We start from the raw sequence: 23,603 nt of genomic DNA on the forward strand, positions 1-23,603 counted from the left end.
CCCTCTCTCTTACCTGATCTTCGCTACATCTTCGCCCAGCCCAAGCCTGCCCACAATGCTCGTCCGTCCCTCGGAATCGGTGCCGCCGGTGATCGGGTCGACGATGTGCGGGTACAAGTCCTCGAGTGTGCATTCGTGCATCCAGTATTGGTCTTCAAACGCGCCGGCCAGCTCCAGCAGGTTGAGCGCGACCCATGTCGTCGGTCGGGAGGATCCGTCGAGACATTTCAGAGCGACCGAGTACCCGGATTTCGTCGACATCGCGATCACGCCTTCGGCCCCGCCCTTGGCGAAGACCCCGAGGCTCTCGATGACCGTCGTATTCGGCTTGCCGTGACCTTCGATCGCCCACGGGTCTGCGAATACGCCGTCCATGAGCGTGCGGGCCTCGCTCGCGTAGGAGACATACGGTTCCCACGCCGAGGTGGTCCTCGGGTTCTCTTCTGCTGTGGCAGCGTCTGCACTGCCCAGTCGCACCACACGGCCGATCGCCCGGGCCAGCCCGGTGAGGCTGAGTGCGAAGACGGGAGCACCGCAGCCGTCGGTGCCCACTGCTGCCGGCGCCTCACCGGCGAAGGCTTCGACCACTTCGGCGACCCTCTTCTGCACGGGATGGTTCGGGTCGAGGTAGCTTGCGGACTCCGCACCGATGGCCGCCGCGGCCATGAGGAACGCCGCATGCTTGCCGGAGCAGTTGAAGTACAGGGGCGATGCCGGATCAGTGTCGTCTCGCCCGAGATGACGCGCGGTCTCCTGCAGACTCCGACGGAAGGCACCGTCGGCGGGGTGAGTGGACGGGCATTGCAGGTCATCTACGCTCAAGCCGGCGGATTCGAGCATCCCGGCAACCGCCTCGGCGTGGCTGGCCTCGCATTTGTGGGACGCGGTCGCCAGTGCCGCCCAGGTGCCGGACACCTGCGCTCCGAGACTCATCGCGGCAATCGCCTGCAGCGGTTTGAGGCTCGACCGGGTGAACACGGGAGCCCCCGGCGCACCCAGACTGATCAGGGGTGATCCATCCGGGTCGAGGACGACAGCGGAACCGATGTGGCGGGATTCGACGAACCCGCTGCGCTCGACGAAGGCCAACTCGGCGGCGTCGGCGGAAACGAAAGTGGAACGAGTCACGCACTCAAGCCTACGACCTTATAGGCTGGTGGGGTGAAGGTTCTTGTCATCGGTTCGGGCTCCCGCGAACACGCCCTCGTCCTTGCTCTCAGTCGCGACCCCCAGGTCGACGCCGTCATCGCAGCACCCGGCAACCCGGGAATCGCAGCGATCGCGCACACCGAAGCCGTCGATATGAACGACTCCACCGCAGTCACGGCGCTAGCGGAGGCACTCGACGTCGATCTCGTGGTCATCGGCCCCGAAGCGCCACTGGTCGCCGGGGTCGCCGACGCCCTGCGTGAGTCCTCGTTCCCGGTCTTCGGACCCAGTTCCGAGGCCGCGGTCCTCGAAGGCTCGAAGGCGTTCGCCAAGGAGGTCATGGAGTCCGCGAATGTGCCCACCGCACGCACCGTGGTCGCCTATACCTCCGAGGAGGCGGCCGCCGCCCTGGATGACTTCGGTGCTCCGTACGTGGTCAAGGCCGATGGCCTGGCCGCGGGCAAGGGCGTCGTCGTGACCTCGGACCGTGCCGAGGCGCTGACTCATGCCAGTTCCTGCCTCGAGGTCTCAGACAGGGTCGTCATCGAGGATTATCTCGACGGCCCCGAGGTCTCCCTGTTCGTCCTCTGCGACGGCCAGCACACTCTGCCGCTGGCTCCCGCTCAGGATTTCAAGCGCATCGGCGATGGTGACAGCGGCCCGAACACCGGTGGCATGGGCGCCTACTCGCCGCTGCCGTGGATCCCGGCCGGCACGGTCGACGACATCGTCAACACCGTCGCCCAGCCGGTCGTCGACGAGATGACCCGCCGCGGCACCCCGTTCGTGGGGCTTCTCTACTGCGGACTCGCCCTGACCTCGAAGGGCATGCGGGTCGTCGAGTTCAACGTCCGCTTCGGCGATCCAGAGACCCAGTCCGTGCTCTCACGTCTGCGCAGCCCGCTGGGCCAGACCATGCTCGCCGCCGCCGAGGGGCGCCTCGACGAGGTCGGTGAACTCGACTGGGATCCGCGGACCTCGGTGACCGTGGTCATGGCCGCCGAGAACTACCCGAACATTCCGCGCACCGGCGACATCATCCGCGGCCTCAACACGGCCGATGGGCTCGAGGACGTCCACATCCTCCACGCCGGGACCGCTCGTGCCACAGACACGGGAGCTGGATTCGCCCCCGAGGACACCGTCATCTCCGAGGACGTCGCCGAGACCGGAGACATCGTCACCGCCGGCGGACGTGTGCTCTCCGTCGTCTCGCTGGGCACCGGACTCCACGAAGCCCGGGCCAAGGCCTATGCCGCTGTGGCCGAGGTCAAGTGGGACGGTGAGCAGCATCGCACCGACATCGCCGAGGTGGCCGCTCGTGGGCAGATCACCGTGGCCGACATCTACCCTGCGCCCGAAGAGGCACCGGCTGCGGCGGGGCTCGACTCCGCAGCGCCCGAACTTCCGGGTTGGACGCACGTCTACTCGGGCAAGGTCCGCGACCTCTACATTCCCGACACGGCCGCCGATGCGGCTTCGGCGAAGCAGCTGCTCATGGTCGCCTCGGATCGCATCTCCGCCTATGACTGGGTCCTCGACTCCGAGATCCCGGACAAGGGGAAGGTGCTGACCGGGCTGAGCCTGTGGTGGTTCGACCAGCTCTCCGAGGTCATCGGCAACCATGTCATCAGCTCCGATGTCCCTGAGGCAGTGGCCGGTCGCGGCCTCATCGTCAAGAACCTGTCGATGCTGCCCATCGAATGTGTGGCCCGCGGCTACCTCACCGGCTCCGGGATGGCTGACTACAAGGCCACAGGCTCCGTGTGCGGAATCCAGCTGCCGGCGGGCCTCATCGAAGCCGACCGCTTGGAGCCCGCGATCTTCACGCCCGCGACCAAGGCCGATCTGGGAGACCACGACGAGAACGTCAGCTTCGCCCAGATCACAGAGACCATCGGCACCGAGGCAGCCGAGAAGGTCCGCGACCTGACGATCGAGATCTACCAGCGGGCCGAAGCGATCGCCCGTGAACGTGGCATCATCCTCGCCGACACGAAGTTCGAGTTCGGGATACTGCCTGACGGGACGATGGTCCTCGGCGACGAGGTGCTGACCCCGGATTCCTCGCGCTTCTGGGATGCGGCGAGCTACGAAGCGGGTCAGCCGCAGGCGAGCTTCGACAAGCAGTTCGTCCGCGACTGGCTGACTGGTGAGTCCGGCTGGGACAAGTCCTCGGACACTCCCCCGCCACCCCTTCCCGCCGAGGTGGTCGACAAGACCCGTGCCCGCTACATCGAGGCCTTCGAGAAGCTCACCGGCCAGAAGTTCCCCGGCTGAGGCTGGTCGCAGCCGGGCCGCCTCTCACACCGAGACAACGCCGCACCGCCGATACAACGCTGCACGAACAGTGGTTTCGGCAGTGCGGCGTTGTCTCGAGACGCGCACTGACTCCGGCTGCAAGCAACGACATAGCGCGAAAATCGCAGGCGCGACCACTGATTCAGCAGGGGAATATGCTGGGTGGTAATTGTTTTCACCTCGAAACCGTCTCACACAACGGAATCGGTGGATTCAACCCACTGATTCCGATACTGTGTGTGACCAGGCCCACACTGCTCCGCGCAGGCTCACACACAGACGTGCAAACTCGGTTGGAAGTGACGACATGCATTATTGGAACGGCACCTATCACGAAGGCAGCGGTGACAGCTTCACGCTCATCAATCCCGCCACCGGTGAGACGATCGGTGAGTACACGCTCGCCAACGCCGAGGATGTCAATGAAGCCGTCGCCTCGGCGAAGGCCGCCTATCCCGCTTTCAAAGCACTCACCCCTGGCGAGCGCGCGGAGCTGATGCTCGGCCTCGCCGCCCACCTCGAGGCTCGCGCCGACGAACTCGCCGAACTCGAGTCGCAGCAGACAGGCAAGTCCATCCGCCTGGCCAAGGAATTCGATGTGCCCGGCTCAATCGACAACGCGAAGTTCTTCGCCGGGGCCGCCCGGCAGCTCACCGGTTTGGCCGCCGGCACCTATTGGGAGAAGTCGACGTCGATGACCAGGCGCGAACCCCTCGGCGTGGTCGGCTCCATCGCCCCGTGGAACTACCCGCTGCAGATGGCCGCATGGAAGATCTTCCCCGCCGTCGCAGCCGGCAACACGATCGTGCTCAAGACCTCGGAGATGACTCCCGGGACCTCACTCATCCTCGCCGAGGCTGCCACCGCCGCCGGCTTCGCCCCCGGTGTCATCAACATCATCGCCGGTGACGGGCTCGAGGCCGGTGAAGCACTCATCACTCACCCCGATGTCGTCATGTCCTCGTTCACAGGATCGACGAAGGTGGGCCGACGCATCATGGAACTCGCCGCGGCGAAGGGCTCTCGCGTCCACCTCGAACTCGGCGGCAAGGCCCCGTTCGTCGTCTTCGACGATGCCGACATCGAAGCCGCCGCCCGCGGTGCCGTGGCCGGTTCGCTCATCAACTCCGGCCAGGACTGCACCGCGGCGACCCGGGCCATCGTCGCCCGCGAACACTTCGAGGCCTTCACTACCCGCGTCACCGAACTCATGGAAGGCGTCCGCTTGGGCAACCCGTCGAACCCCGCCACTGACATGGGCTCCCTCATCTCGCTGACCCACCGCTCACGCGTCGCCGAGATGGTCGACCGCGCCCGGGCAGCCGGGGCCACGATCCACTGCGGCGCAGCGATCCCGACGACGAACCACCTCGGCGAGGCTCTGCCCGGAGACATCGACTCAACGGCGTACTACACACCCACCCTCATCAGCGGAATCGACACCGACGCCGAGGTATGGCGTGAGGAGATCTTCGGACCCGTCCTCGTCGCGATCGCCTTCGACACCGATGACGAGGCCATCGAACTGGCCAACGACACCCCTTACGGGTTGGCGGCGAGCGCCTGGACGACGACCACGAACCGGACGCTGCGTGCTGCGGCCGACATCGAAGCCGGATGCGTGTGGATCAACGAGCACATCCCGATCGTCTCCGACATGCCTCACGGCGGATATAAGGCCTCCGGATTCGGAAAGGACATGAGCCAGTACTCGCTCGATGAGTACACACAGGTCAAGCACGTCTTCATCGACCAACACGAGGGCCCGCACCACGAATGGCAGGACACCATCTTCACGTCCTGACACTCTGCCGCGGGCTGCCGATCACGGGCTCGGACACGAACGGATAACAGCCGGTCCGAGCCCTGTGGCCCGATGCCTCGGCGGACATACAATGACATCCTGCCAAGCGCCTCCAGCGCGCTCGGCCTCACCTTCGACAAGGAAGTCGGGAGGAACATGAACCTCGACGTACTCGACGTCAGCATCTTCGACGGACACTCGGTCCTGCCTGCGAACCGCATCAGCATCCGCGATGGAATCATCACCGAGATCGGCACCGGAGCGGCCGCCGACCCTTCCGAACACACCATCACGGCCACGGGAAAGCTGATCACACCCGGGTTCGTCGACGCCCATGTGCACACCACCTTCGGCGGACAGGAGTCCCTGGCCTGCGATCTCAGCGAAGCACAGGACCTCGAGGCCTCACTTGAGATGATTCGCGGCTATGTGACCGCGACCGCCCCCGGCACCGGCACCGCCGCCGGAACGACAGACGACAGCTGGGTCACCGGCGGCGGCTGGTCGATGGCCGACTTTCCCGGCGGTGCACCGACCGCTGTGCTCCTCGACGAACTGAGCCCGGACCGGCCCGTCATCCTGCTCAGCGCGGACCACCACTCGGCGTGGGTGAACACGCGGGCCATGGATCTCGCTGGCCTCGATGCCTCCACACCCACCCCGCCCGGTGGCGTGATAGAGAAGGACGCAGCGGGAGCACCGACCGGGTGCCTGCACGAATCTGCCATGGATCTCGTCTCCGCCCATGTCCCGGCCGCCTCCGACGCCGACATCCGCGCCGGACTCCTCGCCGGACAGTCCTACCTCCATGCGTTCGGCGTCACCGCCTGGATGGACGCCATCGTCGGCGACTACTCCGGCCACCGCTCCCCCTTCGACGCCTACATCGAAGCAGAGGACACAGGCGATCTGAGCGCCGAGGTCGTCGGCAGCCTGTGGTGGCCCCGTGACGTCGACGACATCGACGCCCAGGTCGCAGCCCTGCTCGAGCAGCGGCGAACTCACGGGGCTTTCCGCACCACCTCGGTCAAGTTCATGCTCGACGGCATCGTCGAATCCCGGACCGCCGCGATGAGTGCCGAATACAGCTGCGCCTGCGGCGGATTCGGCACCAGCTACTTCACCCGTGAGCACCTGCACCAAGCCTTCGCCGCCCTCGACGCGGCAGGCTTCGACATCCACTGCCATGCGATCGGTGATGCAGCGAACAAGGCGGCCCTCGACGCCTTCGAGTCCATCGGGAACAGTGTTCGCCGGCACCACATCGCCCACGTTCAGGTCGTCGATCCCGTCGACATCGGCCGATTCGCTCAGCTCGGAATCACCGCGAACCTGCAGGCGCTGTGGGCCTGTCACGACCAGCAGCTGCTCGACCTCAACCTTCCCTACCTCGGGACCGAACGCTCCCGCTGGCTCTATCCCTTCAAGTCCTTCGCCGATGCCGGCACACACTTGGCGATGGGGTCGGATTGGCCGGTCTCGACGCCGAACCCGTGGGAGGCCATCCACGTGGCAGTCAACCGCTCGCATCCGGACGCCGGCGATCCGGCTCCGCTGCTGCCCGAGCAGGCCATCGACCTGTCGACGGCGCTGCGTGCCTACACCTCCGGTTCCGCGCATCTGCTGCGTTCAGAAGCCAACGGAACGATTCGCCCTGGCCAGATCGCGAACCTCGCACTGGCCAGCGCCAACCCCTTCGCCCTCGACCCCGGCAGGCTCGCCGAGGTGCACAACGAAATGACGATCGCAGGCGGCCGCATCGTCCACGACGCCATCGCCGCTGAAAGGCAATCATGACCACAACAGCCATTCCCGATGCAACGACGCCCACACAGCTTCAGCACTTGGAAGTTCAAGGGGTGAAGAAGGTCTTCGGCAACAACACCGCGATCGAAAGGCTCGATCTGTCGGTGCGCAAGGGCGAGTTCCTCTCACTGCTGGGGCCCTCCGGCTGCGGCAAGACGACCCTGCTGCGCATGATCGCCGGGTTCGAAGCTCCCACCGACGGGGCGATCCTGCTCTCCGGCAAGGACATCGTCAGCCTCCCGCCGCACCGCCGGCCGGTCAATACGGTGTTCCAGTCCTATCTGCTGTTCCCGCACATGAACATCGCCGACAACATCGCCTACGGCCTCAAACAGTCCAAGACTCCGAAGTCGGAGATCGCGGAGAGGGTCCGTGAGGTTCTCGCCCTGGTCCAGATGGAGGACTTCGCCGGGCGCAAACCCGAACAGCTCTCCGGCGGCCAGCAGCAGCGCATCGCGCTGGCCCGAGCCCTGGTCAACCGTCCGCAGGTCCTCCTCCTCGACGAACCGATGTCGGCTCTGGACCGGAAGCTGCGTGAGGAGATGCAGCTCGAGCTCAAACGCCTCCACACTCGCCTGGACACGACCTTCGTCTTCGTCACCCATGACCAGGACGAGGCGCTGGCGATGAGCGACCGGATCGTCGTCATGTACAACGGCGTGATCCAGCAGATCGGCTCCGGCGAAGACATCTATGCCAATCCTGTCAACGGCTTCGTGGCCGGCTTCATCGGCAAGCAGAACTTCGTCCCCGCCGAGGTGACCGACATCAACGGATCCACCGCGACGTTGAGAACGGCGAACGCTGTCATGGAAACGACGACCCTCGACATCCGACCCGTCTCGGCGTCGGGGACGGCTTCGACGCTGAGCGTCGGAGACAAGGTGCGGGCTGCCATTCGGCCCGAACGCATGCGCGTCGCCCCTGCCGGGACCGATGGATTGGCCGCGAACTCCGCTCGTGGTCGGGTCCTGTCTGTGTCATTTCTCGGCGACGTCATCCAATACATGCTCGTGGCCGGGGACAACGATGAGCTCCTGGCTCGGGTGCCGGCCGCCGGCAACGAAGTGCTTTCCGCCGACGCCGAGGTGGACCTGAGTTGGAATGCCGACGACGTGGCCGTCTACGACTATGAGAGCGGTGTCTGAGATGGCGGGCAGGATCCCCGATGTGCATTTCCTGGCGCCCCGGGCCGCCTCTACGAGGCTGAGCAGGCGAGCGCTCTTGGCCGGATTCGGTGTCGTCGGCCTGGGCGCGCTGAGCGCCTGTGGCCGCAACACGACGATGGCCGCTTCACCGCCCACGGACGGTGAGCTCGAGTCGAAGCTCAACCTCTATTCCTGGGGCGACTACGACAACCCCGAACTCATCGAAGCATTCAAAGCGAAGAACGACGTGCTCGTCCAAGTCGACTCCTACGGGTCGAACGAGGAGCTCATCGCGAAGCTCTCCACCTCGCGCGGAACCTCGGGCTATGACGTGGTGGTGCCGACGGGATCGAACATTCCGCAGATGCTCAAACACGATCTGCTCCAGGAACTCGACCTCGATCTCATCCCGAACTTCACGCACATGGACCCGAACTTCACGCACCAGTACTTCGATCCCGACAACACGTACTCGATCTGCAAGGCCTGGGGGACCACGGGGTTCGTCTACAACACGAAGAAGATCACTCACGAGATGACGAGTTGGCAGGACTTCATCGACACCGCACAGAAGGAAGCGGCCGGGACCACCTCGCTGCTCGAGGACCCGTGGGAAGTCTCCGCCATCGCACTGGCGGCTCTGGGCTACAGCCTCAACACCCAGGACGAGAAGGAACTCGAGGAGGCACGCCGCGTCGTCCTCGACAAGCTCGCACCGAACACGAAAGCCTATATCGGCAATGTCGCCACGGGCATGATCCAGGGCAGCTTCACCTTGCTGCAGGCCTTCAACGGCGATGCCCGACAGGGATTGTCAGAGGCGGCCGATCCTGAGAACTGGAAGTTCGTGTTTCCGACTCCCTCGGCGAACCTGTGGATGGATTGCTGGGCCATCGCCACCGGCGCTCAGCATCCCGACTCCGCCCATGCCTTCATCAATCAGATGATCTCTCCGGAGACCGCGGTCGAACAGCTCGACTACATCGGCTACCCGATCGGCACGAAGGGCCTGGCGGAGCAGGCGAAGAAGGCCGAACTCGACGAGCAGGACCTCATCTTCCCGGCTCAGAAGGTCCTCGACCGTCTTGAACCCAGCAAGCAGACCCCGGCCGATCAGATCCGCACGAAGATCTACGCCGATGCGCAGGCAAGGAGCGGAGCATGAGCACGCAGGCAGCCAGATCAACGCCCGATAAGAAGCCCGGAGGCATGTCCGCGAGGTTCTTCGGCGCCTCGGCCATGTCGTTCCCGACCTGGGCGTATGCGCTTTTCTTCTTCATCATTCCCGTGGCGCTGGTCATCTTCTACAGCTTCGGCTACAAACCCGACGAGTTCACGGCCGTGGCCACCGATCGCCTCTCCTTCGACAGGTACCCCGAGGCCATGTCGGCCAGCTTCGTGTCGACGTTCTTCGCGACCCTGCGGATCTCCATCGTCGGCACTATCCTGTGTCTGATCATCTCCCTGCCCTTCGCCTACTGGCTGGCCATCAAGGTTTCGCCGGCCCGCAGATCCTTGGCTCTGGCCCTGGTCATGGTTCCGTTCTGGACGAACTTCCTCGTCCGCACCCTGGGGTGGCAGATCATGCTCTCCCCCGATGGCTTCCTCTCGAAGTGGATGCAGGGTCTGGGGATGCTCGACGGACCGCTCGACATCCTCTACACGCGATCGGCGGTCCAGATCGGCGTCGTCTACAACTATCTGCCGCTGATGATCCTGCCGCTCTTCGTCGCCATCGATGCCTCGGGACAGAAGCTGCGCGAAGCCAGCTACGACCTCGGCGCTGGCAAGGTCACGACGTTCCTGCGGGTGACGCTGCCGATGGCGATGCCAGGTGTCGTCTCGGGGTGCCTGCTCGTATTCATCCCACTCAACGGTGACTACGTCACGGCGACCGTCCTCGGCGGGGCCAGTGGATCCATGGTCGGGCAGCTCATCGCCAACCAATTCAATACGGCCCAGAACTGGGCAGTCGGCGCGGCCATGGCGGTGATCTTGATCCTCGCGACTCTGGCGGTCGTCGGGGTCGGATTCGGCCTGCTCAAACTGGGGCAGGCGATCGCGGCCCGACTGAACAGTGTGCCGCTGAAAGATGGGAGGGCCTGAGATGTCGAAGAAGAATACGTTCGCCCGCCGAACCCCGACAGACATCGGACTCCACGTCTGGGGGATCCTGGTCTTCGCCTACCTGTTCCTCCCGATCGCAGTCATCATTGCGTACTCGTTCAACACCGGCAAGGTGCTGGCGAACTTCCGCGGCTTCGGCCTCGACGCCTACATCTCCGGGATCAACAACGACATCATCATCTCCTCGGTCGTCACGAGCCTCCAGGCCGCTGTGGGTGCCGCACTCGTCTCAACGATCTTCGGCACTCTCGGCGGTGTGGCTTTGGCCAGGGCACCGAAGGGCGCGTGGTGGGCGCTGGGCCTGACCGCGATTCTGGGCCTCACCTTGGTCACCCCTGAGATCGTCGACGGCATCTCATTCCTCCCGTGGTTCGTCACCGTCGGGGTCGACTGGGGCATCACACCGCTGAACAACGGTCTGGTCAGGCTCATCATCTCGCACGCGATGTTCTCCATGGCGATCGTGACGTTCATCGTGCGCGCCCGACTGGCCGGCATCGACTCCCAGCTCGAAGATGCAGCCGCGGACCTGGGGGCGACGCCGTGGAATCGGTTCAAGGACATCACTTTGCCGATCGCGGCTCCCGGCATCCTCGCCGGTGCGCTGATGTCGTTCACGGTCAGCCTCGACAACACGATCCTCTCGAGCTTCGTCCAGCAGCCCGGCTACACCCCGTGGCCGGTCTACATCTTCTCTGCCGTCAGGGTGGCGCTGCGTCCAGAAGTCGCGGCGATCTCGACCCTGATGTTCCTCCTCACCCTCCTGGCCTTGGCCTTCGTCGGCTTCGTGCTGCGCAAGGCGGGTGGAAGTCCGACAGAGATCATCAAGACGATGGCAGGGTGAACCCCGCCGAGGCAGGCGGGTGGCCTCGCCGAGGTGGGTCCTGGGACCCGAGGGTTGCCACCCCTGCAATGATTGCCGCAAGGCAGAATACGAATGCCGACAATTGGCAGACGATTGCCGTCGGGCCGCAGACGATTGCGGTCAGACAGAAGGAGAGATGACATGGACGTCAATGCCGCACTGGCCGACGCCTCCACCGTGCCGTTCTGGCTCGATTCCGCGCGCCGCCCGGAGCCCCTGCCGCCGCTGACTCACGACATCGAGGCCGATCTCGTCATCGTCGGGGGAGGTTTCACCGGGCTGTGGACGGCGCTGCAGGCAAAGGAGCGTGAGCCGAAGCGCCATGTCGTCCTGGTCGAGGCGAATTCGATCGGATGGGCCGCCTCTGGCCGCAACGGCGGGTTCTGCGCAGCCAGCCTGACCCACGGCTATGACAACGGTGAGTCCCATCTTCCGAATGAGAACGAACGCCTGGCACAGCTGGGGCGGGAGAACCTCGATGCGATCGGTGCGGCCGTGACCAGGTACGGCATGGACGTCGAGTTCGAACGCACCGGTGAACTCGACGTCGCGACCGAGGACTACCAGGTCCCGGAGCTGCGAGAAGCACATGACCCAGAGGCCGGTTTCATCTTCTACAATCAGGAGGAGCTGGCTCAGATTGTGAAGTCTCCGACCTACAAGGGCGCCCTCTGGGACTCGCGCGAGGTCGCCATGGTCAACCCTGCCAAGCTGTGCTGGGAGCTGCTGCGGGTCATCCGGGAACTCGGCGTCGAAGTCTTCGAAGGCACGAAGGTCACGGATGTCAGTGATCGGAAGTCGACGGTCCAGATCACGACTCTGGTGACAGCCCAGAGCTCGGAGGACTGCAGAGCCGCTCCCTGCAGCATCATCACAGCCAATCGCGTTGCGTTGGCCACGAACGTCTTCCCCTCTCTGCTCAAGCGGGCCAGTCTCCATACCGTCCCCGTCTACGACTATGCCCTGATGACCGAACCGCTCAGCGATGAGCAGCTGGAGTCCATCGGCTGGAGCGGACGGCAGGGCATCGGCGACTGCGCGAACCGGTTCCACTACTATCGGCTCTCGGCCGACAATCGCATCCTCTTCGGCGGATGGGACGCCGTCTACCACTACGGGAGACAGGTGTCGTGGAAGTACGACCAGCGCCCCGAGACCTTCGAGACCCTGGCCGAGCACTTCTACGAGACCTTCCCGCAGCTGTCTGATCTGAAGTTCAGCCACAAATGGGGTGGGCCGATCGACACCTGTTCGCGTTTCTTCTCCTTCTTCACCACGGCCTACGGCAAGAAGGTCGCCATGGCCGCCGGCTTCACCGGACTGGGCGTGGGCGCTTCACGTTTCGCCGGCACGGTCATGCTCGACCTGCTGTCCGGGCAGGACACCGAGCTGACCCAGCTGGAGATGGTGCGCAAGCTGCCACTGCCCTTCCCGCCCGAACCGGTGGCCTGGCTGGGCATCCAGATGACGACGAATGCGATGATCAAGGCCGACAGCAACGAAGGCCGACGAGGTCCGCTGCTCAAAGCTCTCGATGCTGTGGGCATGGGCTTCGACTCCTGACGCTGCCGGCGACGTCCGGGGCAACCGGTGGCGTCCGGGGCAACCGGTGGCGTCCGCAGCTCGGACCGAAGGCGGGAGTTCCTTCCGCGCTTGATAGACTTTCAGCGAGCGCGGGAGGAACTCCCGAACACTTTCTTGAAGGAGCAGAGCACGCATGGCACGTGTCGTCGTTGAGGTGATGCCCAAACCCGAGATTCTTGACCCTCAGGGTAAGGCGATCTCCGGTGGAATGTCCCGACTCGGCTTCACCGGTTTCGGTGAGGTCCGACAGGGGAAGCGCTTCGAACTCGAGGTCGCGGGTGAGGTCACCGAGGAGGTTCTCGCGCAGGCTCGTGAGGCGGCGGAGAAGCTCCTGTCCAACCCGGTCATCGAGAACGTCGTGGCCGTTCGCGCCGTCGAGGAAGCCTGATGACCGCGGTCGTCACCGACGCCACCATCGCCGAGGCGGGTGCTGAGTCCGGAGTCTCGATCGGTGTTGTGACGTTCCCCGGCACCCTCGATGATCGTGATGCCGCACGTGCGGTTCGTCTTGCCGGTGCGAAGCCGGTCAACCTGTGGCACGCCGATTCCACGCTTGCCGGTGTCGACGGTGTCATTCTGCCCGGTGGGTTCTCCTACGGGGACTACCTGCGCTGCGGCGCGATCGCGGGCTTCGCTCCGATCATGGAAGCTGTCGTCTCCGCCGCCAACGCCGGAATGCCGGTCCTTGGCATCTGCAACGGATTCCAGATCCTGTGCGAATCGCACCTGCTGCCTGGCGCCCTCATCCGCAATGACCACCAGCATTTCATCTGCCGTGACCAGGAACTGGTTGTGGAGAACACGAATACTGCTTGGACCGGTGACTACACGCAGGGACAGACCATTCGCATTCCGCTGAAGAACGGTGAAGGCGGGTTCGTCGCCACCGACGAGATTCTCGACGAACTCGAAGGCACCGGCCGCGTGGTCTTCCGCTATCAGGGGTCCAACCCCAACGGTTCTCTACGCGACATCGCCGGCATCACGAATGAGGCCGGAAACGTCGTGGGGCTCATGCCCCACCCCGAACATGCTGTCGAGGCCGGTTTCGGACCCGAAGACGGCGGCGGCATCGACGGTCAGGGATTCTTCTCTTCGGCCGTACGCACTCTGGTCAGGGGCTGAGCTCACAGACCGGTGACCTCACTTGAACTTCACGTTCGTCTCGTCGGGCTTCCGTGATGACAGCGAAACTTGCTCACCCGTTGAGCTGAGCCTGGGAACTCTCCTTCTGCCCGGCGATTCACCTGAACCGGGCAAGGTTGGTGCCCAGCTGGTGCTCAGTTTCAGTGTCACGCATTGATGTCTTCGCGCGGCGCGCGATCCGATTGTTATGGACTGTTTCGGGTCGCCGAGCAGCTCCCGACTGACCCGGAGTCAGTCCTCAACCCATTTGAGGCCGACGGCCGTCTCGAGAGTCGCGGATGCCGCATGCAGCTCAACCGACCACGTCTCGTCACCGACGACGCCGTCGACGTCAGCCTCGCCCCACTTCTGGAAGCCCTCCACAGCGGCCTTGGTCTCGGCTCCGAATTTGCCATCGGGCTCCCCTGGTGAGGGCCAGTCTCCTTCGACCGAGCCGTTTTTCAGCACTTCCTGGAGGTCGGCGACGGCTTTATGGGTCGAACCTTCCTTGAGCACGGGCATCGGTCCGCCGTCAGGCAGTGCTTCCCAAGTCTTGTGCCCGACGATGCCATCATCGTCCAGCCCAGATCCTCGCTGGAAGTTCTTCACCGCTTCTTCCGTGACGGGTCCGAATATTCCGTCGACCGCCACTGAATGATCCGGCACTCTGCGCAGTGCTCGCTGTGCCCTCTTGACGACGTCGCCTTGTGACCCCTTTTCGATGATCGGCTGACCGGGGTTCGACATTTTTCCTCCTCTATCGGTGCCGGTGGATCCTCATTGACCGGCTGTGAACATCTGTGGAAGCAGCCTTGCCGCCACAAGCGTCAATCTAGGACCGCAGTTCCTTGTGCGACAAGGGTCCGACGGTACTCAGAAGGCATGCCCGCGAGTTGGTGCCGACACAGGCTCGATGTTTGGGTCATGGCACGCAGTTCAGCCCCGGTGCACTGGCTCATCTGCAGATTCGATGAGTCGATGCACCGGGGCCGAACGCCCTTCTGTCAGTGTCGATTCGCGCCGACGGGCCGGGGGTACTCACCAACCCGTCGGGTCACCGATCACTGCCCGAGCTGTGAGCAGCGGCGGGCGAAGAGAACTGTCGCTGCACCTCCCAAGATCAACACTGCTCCGGCGCCGAGGCCGGTGATTTCGGCACCGGTGCGCGGCATCGAGCCGGCGTTGCCGGGATCATCCGCTGGGCCGGACTCGCCGGCCTCGCCACCGTTGCCGCCATCAGTGCCGCCACGGTTGCTGGTGACGAGGAATTCGGCTTCCATCTCCGCTTGGTCCGCGCACATCGCAAACACTGTGTAGGTGCCGACGTAGGGTGCGGGATCGTCGCCGAGTCCGTAGATCTGAACCGAGGCCGCTGCGTTCTCATTCGCCTCGGCGCTCTGTTCGTAGAGCTTCTCACTGGGTTCGAGTCCCCAGACCTCGAACTTGACCTCGCTGCCCGGTTCACATTTGGTGACAGTGATCGTCACACCCTTGTCTCGGTTGATGAAGTCGACTGCAGAGATCTTCACCGGATTGATGGCAAGCTTCGCTTCGGAGTCGGTGTCGTCGCCGGTCACGGTGAAGGTCGTCACCGCACTCTTGTCCCCGCACGAAACCCTGACGAGGTACTCGTCGACCCACATTTTGCCGCCTTCTCCTTGGGGCATGAACCTGGCATGCCCGGCTGCGTCTTCACCGGCCTGCTGCGCCTCTTCCCAGATGGTGGTGTCGGGGTCGTTCTTGGTGCTCACCTTGAACGTCACCTCTTCGTCTACATGGCAGTTGACGAATGTCATGTGGACTCCGTCGTTGAGGAACTCCTCCAGGTTCTGAGTCTTGGGCGAAACGGTGAGATCCGAGTTCGCATCGTCGCCGTCACCATCGGTCACGGTGAAGGTCGTCTCCGCACTCTCGTCGCCGCACGAAGCCGTGACCACGAAGTCACCAACCCAGCCCTCACCGCCCGTGCCAGGGATGAACGTGGTGGAACCGGCCGCATCTTCACCGGCCATCTGTGAGTCCTCCCAGATGGTGGTGTCTGGGTCGCCCTTGCGAGCGATGCGGAAAATGACCTCTTCGTCCATCACGCAGTTGACGAGGGTGATCTGGACACCGTCGTTCATGAAGGCGTCCAAGTTCTGAGTCTTCGGCGAAACTGTAAGGTCTGCCTCCTGCTCCTCATCATCGGGAGCCACGACCTCGACGCTGCCACTGAAGGTCTTCGATTCCGCTCCCTCACGCTTGACGGTGACTGTGACATCGAGAGTGTCACCGGTCTTGAGCTCCGTGTTGCCGAGGATCGTCCCGGTGAATGCACCGTCGCTCTCGACTGTCGTCGAGGTGGCCTCACCGGGTTCAGCGGTGACGACGTCCCCAGCTTCGAGGGAATCGACGGTGTACCGGACGCCCTGGTTGGGGTCACCGATCTCTTCGGCGGTCATCTCCGTCTTCTCGAGGGAGAAGCCGGCATCGATCGCCTCGGCTTTCTCTGCATCATCGGCAGCGCCGTCCTTCTCCGCTCCGTCTTCAGCTGCATCAGGATCGGCTGCCTCGTCCTCAGGTGGCTCGGTGGCCTCGGCATCACCCTCTGCCTCATTCGTGCCTGCGCCCGGGGCGGAAGCGTCAGCACCGGGCTCGTCTGCTTCACCGGGATCGGCGGCGTCTTCACTCGGAGACTCCGTGCCTTCGTGCGCAGCCAATGCTTCAGCTGTGGTCAATGTGCTCGCGGTCGCCGGACCGACTCCGAGCGTGGAGATCGCCAGTGCGATGCTTGCTGCAAGTGCCAGCCGTTTCATGATGATCCTTCCAGAGATCTGCGTGGCTGCCGTGTTCGGTGATGAAATGGACCATACGTCCGTAGTTAGCGGGTCGCGACTTTTGGTCTTTTAGTTCATGACGGAAATGTGATTGAGTAATTTCAGAATGTTTATCCGTTTGAGACATCGTCCTGGTCCGGAGAACGGTTCGTCCTGCCTATTTCGGTGCTGGTTCCTCCGTCCACCACGACTTTCTCTCCAGGCACAGCACCAGGGACAGCGTGAGAGCAGGGACGAGCCCATGTCACGATTGTGTACAGACGGTCATCTAGGGCCGATAATCGTTACTTTCGAAATGAGATGGCTTCGGCCCCCACAGCCGAAGCTGGAGGGGCCGATTCGCCGGTTGCGACCATGTCATCAGTCGCAATGGGTTCAGGTGTCCGTGACTGTGTCGCCCTTCAGCCCCCTGGCGGCGGGCCCGCCGTCGTGACTTCCCTCCGCAGACTCAGCGTCGTCAGCGCCATAGACGTTGTCAGCGGCATCCGTGTCCGTACGATCTTCGACGACGATTCCGATCTCGGTCTCTGACTCAGCGAGCACCTCGGCGGTGAATTGCTCCTCCGCATCCTCTCCACGGAACTGTGACATGTAGAGGCGGTAGTACGCTCCTTCCGCGTTCAGCAGCTCCTCGTGGTTGCCGTGTTCGACGATGGCTCCGTCCTCCATCACCAGAATGGTGTGGGCATCACGGATCGTCGACAGGCGGTGTGCGATGACAAACGATGTTCTGTCCGTTCTCAGAGCAGCCATGGCCTGTTGGACGAGAACCTCCGTACGGGTGTCGACCGAAGATGTCGCCTCGTCGAGGATGAGCAGTGACGGGTCGGCGAGGAACGCCCGCGCGATCGTGATGAGCTGACGTTCACCGGCAGAGACGCTGCCGCCGTCGGAGTCGATGACCGTGTCGTATCCATCGGGAAGCTGTCGCACGAAGCGATCGACCATAGTTGCCTGCGCAGCAGCCATGACCTCTTCGTCGGTCGCGTCGAGTCGGCCGTACCGGATGTTCTCTCGAATGGTGCCTTCGAACAGCCATGCGTCCTGGAGCACCATGCCCACGTGGGATCGCAGGTCTGCTCGGGTCAGGTCCTGGGTGTCGGTGCCGTCGAGGTAGATGTGGCCACCGGTGATTTCGTAGAAGCGCATCACCAGGTTGACCAAGGTGGTCTTGCCTGCCCCGGTCGGACCGACGATGGCCACCGTGTGACCGGGTTCGGCCGTGAACGAGACCTTCTCGATGAGCGGAGTGTCCTCGGTGTAACGGAAGCTGACCTCGGAGAACTCGACCCGGCCCGGGGTACGCTGCGGCAGCGTCTCCTGTGCGTCGTCGGGTTCTTCCTCCTCGGCATCCAGCAGTTCGAATGTCCTCTCCGCGGAGGCGACACCGGACTGCAGCATGTTCGCCACTCCGGCCATCTCGGAGATCGGCTGGGAGAACTCACGGGAGTACTGGATGAACGCGGTCGCGTCACCTAACGTCATCTGCCCCGAAGCCACTTTCAGGCCGCCTGCGACGGCGATGAGCACGTAGCTGAGGTAGGACACGAACTGCATCGCCGGCATGATCATGCCCGACACGAACTGCGCACCTGCCGAGGCTTTGTACAGGGACTCGTTGCGACGGTCGAACTCTTCGAGCATGATCTCGTCGCGGCCGAAGGCCCGGACCACGTCAAGGCCGGAGAACGATTCTTCGACGTGTCCGTTGACCTCGCCGGTGTGTTTCCACTGCGCCTTGAACATCTTCTGCGACCGAGTGCCGATGACTCCGGCGATGACCGCGGAAAGAGGAAGCGCGATGAGTGCCAGCAGCGCCAACTGCCAGGACACGATGAACATCATCACGCCGATTCCCACAATAGTCAGTGCGGACTGGACGAGCTGAGAGAAGGCCTGCTGCAGTGCCTGCTGGATGTTGTCGACGTCGTTGGTCACCCGCGACATCACATCGCCGCGCTGCCTGGTGTCGAAGTATCTCAGCGGGAGCTTGTTGATGGTGCGTTCAATATCTTCGCGGAGCCGGTAGACGACCCGCATGACGAGGGCGTTGAGGATGTAGCCCTGCGCCCACATGAGCATCGAGGCCACGAGGTACATGAGGAGGACGATGATGATGATCTGACCGAGCGCGGTGAAGTCGATGCCCTGGCCGGGAACGACCTCTGCGGTGGCCAGCATATTGGCGAAATCGTCTCTGCCTTCCGCGCGGGCACCGGCGATGATGTCGTCGATGTCGGCTCCGGCCGGAAGCTGTGATCCGATCACACCGGAATAGACGATGTCCATCGCCTTGCCCAGTACCTTCGGTGCGATGACGGTGAGGACGACCGAACCGATGACGAGCAGGACGACGTTGATGAGCCCGAGCTTCTCCGTTGCCATCAGTCCGAACAGTCGTTTGACCGAGGGCCAGAAGTGCTTCGCCTTTCTCGCCGGGGTGTCGCCGAACATGTCCCCGTCGCCGCCCTGCGGCAGGTAGTCCTCATCGGTGGCCTGTGTCGTGTCGGGGTCGGCAGTCGTTGTTGCCGCCGAGGCGTTCGACGTCGTTGACTCGTTGGTTTCCTGGTGCGTCATGTCAGTTCACCCCTTCCGTGGCCAGCTGGGATTCGACGATCTCCTGGTAGGTCTCATTCGCATCCACAAGTTCGTCGTGTGTTCCCCGTCCGACGATCTTGCCCTCGTCGAGGACGATGATCTGGTCGGCATCCCGAATCGTGGAGACTCGCTGAGCCACGACCACGACTGTCGAATCGCCTGTGGTCTGATCCAGGGCACTGCGCAGTCGGCTGTCGGTGGCGACGTCGAGAGCTGAGAACGAGTCATCGAAGACGAAGATCTTCGGATTGGCGGCCAGAGCTCTGGCGATGCAGAGCCGTTGCCGCTGTCCACCGGAGAAGTTCGTGCCGCCCTGGGCGACGACAGCCTCAAGCTGGTCGGTCTTGTCGGTCACAAAGTCCGTTGCCTGGGCCGTCGTCAGTGCCTCCCACAGTTCGGAGTCATCGGCGAACTCGTTTCCGAACCGAAGGTTGGAGGCGATCGAGCCGGAGAACAGATACGGCTTCTGCGGCACCAGACCCACCAGCTGTGCCAGCTGGTGCCGATTGAATGCACTGACGGGAACACCGTCGATGAGCACATCTCCCGACTGCGGGTCCAGCAGACGCGGGATGAGGTTGACGATGGTGGACTTGCCGGCACCTGTGGCGCCGATGATCGCAGTCGTCGTACCCGGCCGTGCGGTGAAGCTGAGATTCTCAAGAACGGGAACCTCGGCCCCGGGATAACCGAAGGTGACATTGCGGAACTCGAGCTCACCTCGGCGAGGGAGTTCGTCGACGCCCTCCGGGATGATCATGGACGAGGTGGAATCGAGGACTTCGGAGATGCGCTCAGCGCAGACGACGGCGCGGGGAATCATCATCATCATGAACACACCCATCATGACGGCCACGAGGATCTGCAGGAGGTATTGCAGGAAGGCTGTGAGTGAACCGACTTCCATCTGGCCTGCGTCGACGCGGTGGCCGCCGAACCACAGCACGGCGGCGGTGGCGAGGTGGAGGATCATCATGATCGCCGGGAACATGAGCACGAAGAGGTTGCCGACCTTGACCGAGGTCTCTGTCAGTGCCCGGTTGGCGTCGGCATAGCGGTCGGCCTCGAAGGGTTCGCGCACGAACGCACGCACGACTCTGATGCCGGTGATCTGTTCGCGGAGGACTCCGTTGATGTCATCGACCTGTTCCTGCATCCGTCGGAACAGCGGCATGAGCAGGTAGACGAGGATTCCGACGACGATGAACAGCGCTGGCACGGACACCCATACCAGCCAGGACAGCCCCACATCCTCGCGCAGTGCCATGATGACTCCACCGATGCACATGATCGGCGTGGAGACCATGAAGTTCAGGGTCATGAGCACCAGCATCTGGACCTGTTGGACATCGTTGGTGTTGCGGGTGATGAGCGTGGCGCTGCCGAACCTGCCGACTTCCAGCGTCGAGAGCTCGTCGACTTTGCTGTAGATGGCCCGCCGCAGGTCGCGCCCTACGCCCATGCCCGTGCGGGCGCCGAAGAAGATGGCAGTCACAGCGGTGATGACCTGGACAAGGCAGACGATGATCATCGTCATTCCCGTCGACCAGATGAAGTCGGTATCGCCCTTGGCGACTCCCTGGTCGATGATCTGCGCATTCAGGCTCGGCAGGAATAGGGCCGCGATGGTCGCGGCCAGCTGGAGGACGACGACAAAGACAATGTAGAGCCAATAGGATCGAGCGTATTTCAGGGACAGGCGTAATAGGGCCACGGTGGACGTCCAGAGATGTGAGTAGTTCGCGAAAAAGCGTTGAGAAATTCAAAAGCGCAACAGACAATCTTACATGCATTCTCCTCCCCGGCAATAGGTCGAACCCGACTCTCAATTCGTTACAGTTCATCACACGCCACTGACATGACCCGACGAAACCAGCTCCGACCTGGGCGGTGGCTCCGCGTGCCTCCTCGATAATCGGGCGCACACCTCTAGTCTTGAAATCATGAGCACAACTTTGCAGGACCTCGTCAATCGCGCCGTCTTCTTCTCCACAGAGATGCAGACGCACTTCGGCGCACTCATCGCCGATGCCGAATGGGAGGTCGATTTCACCTCCGACCCACATCTGACTTTCACCTCCTCAGAGGGGACTGTCCTGCGTGGTCGCCCGCACCTGCTCGGCTCCGAGTCCAGCGGGCAGAGCACGTGGCTGTGGGGATGGGAGAACATCAACGAGTTCCCCGAGCCCGTCGTCGGTCTCGCCCATGACGTGCGCAAGTTCGGTGCCGCCGAGGATGTCTCTGAGCTGATCACGGAAGAACTCCCTCTCGATGAGGAGCTGGCGCTGCGCCTGACCCTGGCGGCGAAGGAGATCACCGGAAAATGGGCGCACTACCCCGCCGGAGCGGGTGCCGGTACGACTGTCTGGCTCCTTGTCGATGCTCCGGAGCTCGCCCTTCCCGAGCCCCAGGTCAAGACCACAGTGCGCGCCCTGATGCAGGGGCTGACACAGACAACGGTGACTGACCATCGCGCAGCGCTAGTGGCGTATGTGAGCAAGCGGGGCATCCCCACCGCCGAGTTGCCCGAGGGCGGCCTGCGTCTGCTCTTCGCCGATGGTTCGGCCGACCTGTCCTTTGACGAGGAACGCCGGATCTCCAACTGCGAGATGGGTACACCGCTTGAGGGGGAGGCTGCCCAGCAGTATGCACAGGCCACCGGGGCTTCCTTGACAGACCAAGAATCCGTTGGGACACCTTCCGCGGAGACCTCTGCACAGCCGGCTGCCCCTGCGCCGATCCCAACTCCTGAAACTGCGGCCTCCGACGTGGGTGCGGCCCCATCCTCGTCGATGGATTCGACACCTGCCCCGGAGCCAGTGGAGTCCACCACCGAAGCATCCCACGAGACTGCCCCGAGCGTATCCCCCGCCGAGGCGGGTCCTGGTCACGAGCGCGACTCCGATTCTGATCGTCCCACACCCGAGACCGGGTCCGAGCAGCCGCCGGCCTCCGAACAACAGCCTGCGGCCTCATCGGCGGACGAGGCACAGGACGGCGATCACCAGCCGGAGGAGCAGGAGACCAAGGCTGAGGAGCCGAAAAAGAAGAAGGGGCTGTTCTCGAAGCTCTTCGGACGTTGATCTGCGCGCCTGGATCCCACCTGAAGTCGCACTCGAAGAGGGACTTTCCTTCCGGGTCAGGGGTCAAAGTTAGGTGAAGACGGGAATCAGGTGAGTCTGACCTCGCCGGATTCCCGTCTTCGTATCTCAGACAGACGGCCGCTGATCGGTCTATCGCCAGTCGGCAGAAGACTGCTTGCGCGAGCTGGGAGTCGCTGAAGTTCGGCGTGGTGGCACCTGAGACCGTGTACACGCCGGCGATCTCACTACGCTGATGGAACCTGGCCCAATAGGTTCTATTTCCTATTACGGCTCCGGAGCCACTCAGCATTGCGATCGCGAGCAGAAGTCCGGTCAAGCGTGTGGTTGCCAAGAAGATACGGTTCGTCGATATCTGCCGCGCCACGGTCGACCCTGTCGGCTTGCCCACTGGGAAGCGACAGAGCCTCGGCAGATTGGCGACGAGAAGGAGGAATCCCGCCAAGCGCTACGATGCCTGAGAGCCGCCTGACGGGCACGTCGAGGGTCGAGTTGAGCACAACCACGTCGGTCATGTCGAGAGCAGCGAGGAGGGCGCCTAGCCACGCGGTGGGACGGAACAGCAGGAAGGCTGCGGCTGCGACGGCCCCGTTTTTAATCCCTAGGCTGTTCCAGTGGGGCCAGTCATGTGAAACGCTCCACTAGACCACCACCAAATACGCGACACCGCGACACCGCGACACCCACCGTGAGCACTACCCCACACCACGAACACGAAAACAAAAAAAGGGGGCCACCCCGCAACACACGAGACAACCCCCAACAAACCCCACACCACTGGCATGAATACGAGAAAGGGGCCACCCCACAAAGTGGAATGACCCCAAACCCATCAAAAAACATTGCGGCAGTCACTTACTCTCCCACAACCACCAAGTTGCAGTACCATCAGCGCGAATGGGCTTAGCTACCGGGATCGGAACGGTTAACCGGGCGTTTCCCCACCACTATCACCACCGCAAAACCAACAAACCACCAACCACCCCAAGAACCTCACAGTCCTCTAAGAGCAGAGTAGCGGTCCAAGAACCGTACAGCGAACGCGAACACCACAATAACGTGACTCGTTAAAATCTTATGAAACCCATAAATGTTACTCGCACACACCAACCAACAAAAAATGGTTGTATGAGTGATCGGCGTATTAGTACCAGTCAACTCCACACCTTACAGTGCTTC

Annotated in this window: 16 protein-coding genes and 1 rRNA gene; 11 read left to right on the forward strand and 6 right to left on the reverse strand. The window is 63.2% G+C overall.

Going from position 1 to position 23,603, the window contains the following annotated elements; translation table 11 throughout:
• Nucleotides 1-9 precede the first annotated feature (9 nt).
• Nucleotides 10-1,128, reverse strand: coding sequence for an asparaginase (locus tag ACE03M_RS19620; protein ID WP_485935737.1), 1,119 nt, complete (start codon nt 1,126-1,128; stop codon nt 10-12).
• Between the two features lie 33 nt (nt 1,129-1,161).
• Here ACE03M_RS19620 and purD point away from each other — a divergent pair, with 33 nt between their 5' ends.
• The 10 genes from purD (at nt 1,162) to purQ (ending at nt 13,909) form a co-directional block, all read left to right on the forward strand.
• Nucleotides 1,162-3,429, forward strand: coding sequence for a phosphoribosylamine--glycine ligase (gene purD / locus ACE03M_RS19625; RefSeq protein ID WP_485935739.1), 2,268 nt, complete (start codon nt 1,162-1,164; stop codon nt 3,427-3,429).
• Nucleotides 3,430-3,757: 328 nt separating this feature from the next.
• The gene (locus ACE03M_RS19630; RefSeq protein ID WP_485935741.1) at nt 3,758-5,254 is read left to right on the forward strand and encodes an aminobutyraldehyde dehydrogenase; all 1,497 of its coding nucleotides are present in this window, start codon (nt 3,758-3,760) and stop codon (nt 5,252-5,254) included.
• A gap of 156 nt (nt 5,255-5,410) precedes the next feature.
• Nucleotides 5,411-7,051 carry an amidohydrolase gene (locus ACE03M_RS19635; RefSeq protein WP_143922316.1) on the forward strand — a complete coding sequence of 547 codons (1,641 nt, stop codon included), beginning with the start codon at nt 5,411-5,413 and terminating at the stop codon, nt 7,049-7,051.
• The gene (locus tag ACE03M_RS19640) at nt 7,048-8,208 is read left to right on the forward strand and encodes an ABC transporter ATP-binding protein (protein ID WP_485935743.1); all 1,161 of its coding nucleotides are present in this window, start codon (nt 7,048-7,050) and stop codon (nt 8,206-8,208) included. Before ACE03M_RS19635 ends, ACE03M_RS19640 begins: the two co-directional genes overlap by 4 nt.
• Before the next feature lies 1 nt (nt 8,209).
• A complete protein-coding gene (locus tag ACE03M_RS19645; RefSeq protein WP_260848081.1) occupies nt 8,210-9,373 on the forward strand; it encodes a polyamine ABC transporter substrate-binding protein in 1,164 nt (387 codons plus the stop codon).
• Complete coding sequence (locus ACE03M_RS19650) at nt 9,370-10,314, forward strand: ABC transporter permease (RefSeq protein ID WP_143922319.1); 945 nt, start codon at nt 9,370-9,372, stop codon at nt 10,312-10,314. Before ACE03M_RS19645 ends, ACE03M_RS19650 begins: the two co-directional genes overlap by 4 nt.
• Nucleotide 10,315: 1 nt before the next feature.
• On the forward strand, nt 10,316-11,179 hold the full coding sequence (locus ACE03M_RS19655) for an ABC transporter permease (protein WP_143922320.1): 864 nt from the start codon (nt 10,316-10,318) through the stop codon (nt 11,177-11,179).
• 162 nt (nt 11,180-11,341) lie between these two features.
• Nucleotides 11,342-12,763 carry an NAD(P)/FAD-dependent oxidoreductase gene (locus tag ACE03M_RS19660; RefSeq protein ID WP_143922321.1) on the forward strand — a complete coding sequence of 474 codons (1,422 nt, stop codon included), beginning with the start codon at nt 11,342-11,344 and terminating at the stop codon, nt 12,761-12,763.
• Nucleotides 12,764-12,917: 154 nt separating this feature from the next.
• Nucleotides 12,918-13,172, forward strand: coding sequence for a phosphoribosylformylglycinamidine synthase subunit PurS (purS, locus tag ACE03M_RS19665; protein ID WP_143922322.1), 255 nt, complete (start codon nt 12,918-12,920; stop codon nt 13,170-13,172).
• On the forward strand, nt 13,172-13,909 hold the full coding sequence (purQ, locus tag ACE03M_RS19670; protein WP_143922323.1) for a phosphoribosylformylglycinamidine synthase subunit PurQ: 738 nt from the start codon (nt 13,172-13,174) through the stop codon (nt 13,907-13,909). The genes purS and purQ overlap by 1 nt, the downstream gene beginning before the upstream one ends.
• A 252-nt stretch (nt 13,910-14,161) precedes the next feature.
• Here the strand turns inward: purQ and ACE03M_RS19675 are convergent, their stop codons facing one another.
• The 4 genes from ACE03M_RS19675 to ACE03M_RS19690 form a co-directional block, all read right to left on the reverse strand.
• The gene (locus ACE03M_RS19675; protein WP_143922324.1) at nt 14,162-14,656 is read right to left on the reverse strand and encodes a peptidoglycan-binding domain-containing protein; all 495 of its coding nucleotides are present in this window, start codon (nt 14,654-14,656) and stop codon (nt 14,162-14,164) included.
• 314 nt (nt 14,657-14,970) lie between these two features.
• Entirely contained in the window at nt 14,971-16,704 is a 1,734-nt protein-coding gene (locus ACE03M_RS19680) for a hypothetical protein (RefSeq protein ID WP_485935747.1), read from the reverse strand.
• Nucleotides 16,705-17,100: 396 nt separating this feature from the next.
• Nucleotides 17,101-19,302 carry an ABC transporter ATP-binding protein gene (locus tag ACE03M_RS19685; protein WP_395949563.1) on the reverse strand — a complete coding sequence of 734 codons (2,202 nt, stop codon included), beginning with the start codon at nt 19,300-19,302 and terminating at the stop codon, nt 17,101-17,103.
• 1 nt (nt 19,303) lies between these two features.
• Nucleotides 19,304-21,037 (reverse strand): ABC transporter ATP-binding protein, encoded by a 1,734-nt coding sequence (locus ACE03M_RS19690; RefSeq protein WP_485935749.1) that lies wholly within the window; start codon nt 21,035-21,037, stop codon nt 19,304-19,306.
• A gap of 229 nt (nt 21,038-21,266) precedes the next feature.
• Between ACE03M_RS19690 and ACE03M_RS19695 the strand changes: the two genes are divergently transcribed.
• Nucleotides 21,267-22,406, forward strand: coding sequence for a DUF6882 domain-containing protein (locus tag ACE03M_RS19695; RefSeq protein WP_485935751.1), 1,140 nt, complete (start codon nt 21,267-21,269; stop codon nt 22,404-22,406).
• An 860-nt stretch (nt 22,407-23,266) separates the two neighbouring features.
• Here the strand turns inward: ACE03M_RS19695 and rrf are convergent.
• Nucleotides 23,267-23,385: ribosomal RNA gene (rrf, locus tag ACE03M_RS19700) — 5S ribosomal RNA — on the reverse strand.
• Nucleotides 23,386-23,603 lie beyond the last annotated feature (218 nt).

This window comes from Brevibacterium sp. AGC70 (genome assembly GCF_057334195.1).

What these genes read in the sequence shown, in the direction of transcription:
- purQ (WP_143922323.1), top strand. Translation starts at nt 13,172, where the DNA reads ATGACCGCGGTCGTCACCGACGCCACCATCGCCGAGGCGGGTGCTGAG.
- ACE03M_RS19635 (WP_143922316.1), top strand. Translation starts at nt 5,411, where the DNA reads ATGAACCTCGACGTACTCGACGTCAGCATCTTCGACGGACACTCGGTC.
- ACE03M_RS19650 (WP_143922319.1), top strand. Translation starts at nt 9,370, where the DNA reads ATGAGCACGCAGGCAGCCAGATCAACGCCCGATAAGAAGCCCGGAGGC.
- ACE03M_RS19660 (WP_143922321.1), top strand. Translation starts at nt 11,342, where the DNA reads ATGGACGTCAATGCCGCACTGGCCGACGCCTCCACCGTGCCGTTCTGG.
- ACE03M_RS19630 (WP_485935741.1), top strand. Translation starts at nt 3,758, where the DNA reads ATGCATTATTGGAACGGCACCTATCACGAAGGCAGCGGTGACAGCTTC.
- ACE03M_RS19695 (WP_485935751.1), top strand. Translation starts at nt 21,267, where the DNA reads ATGAGCACAACTTTGCAGGACCTCGTCAATCGCGCCGTCTTCTTCTCC.
- ACE03M_RS19655 (WP_143922320.1), top strand. Translation starts at nt 10,316, where the DNA reads ATGTCGAAGAAGAATACGTTCGCCCGCCGAACCCCGACAGACATCGGA.
- ACE03M_RS19645 (WP_260848081.1), top strand. Translation starts at nt 8,210, where the DNA reads ATGGCGGGCAGGATCCCCGATGTGCATTTCCTGGCGCCCCGGGCCGCC.
- purS (WP_143922322.1), top strand. Translation starts at nt 12,918, where the DNA reads ATGGCACGTGTCGTCGTTGAGGTGATGCCCAAACCCGAGATTCTTGAC.
- ACE03M_RS19685 (WP_395949563.1), bottom strand. Translation starts at nt 19,302, where the DNA reads ATGACGCACCAGGAAACCAACGAGTCAACGACGTCGAACGCCTCGGCG.
- ACE03M_RS19680 (WP_485935747.1), bottom strand. Translation starts at nt 16,704, where the DNA reads ATGAAACGGCTGGCACTTGCAGCAAGCATCGCACTGGCGATCTCCACG.
- ACE03M_RS19675 (WP_143922324.1), bottom strand. Translation starts at nt 14,656, where the DNA reads ATGTCGAACCCCGGTCAGCCGATCATCGAAAAGGGGTCACAAGGCGAC.
- ACE03M_RS19640 (WP_485935743.1), top strand. Translation starts at nt 7,048, where the DNA reads ATGACCACAACAGCCATTCCCGATGCAACGACGCCCACACAGCTTCAG.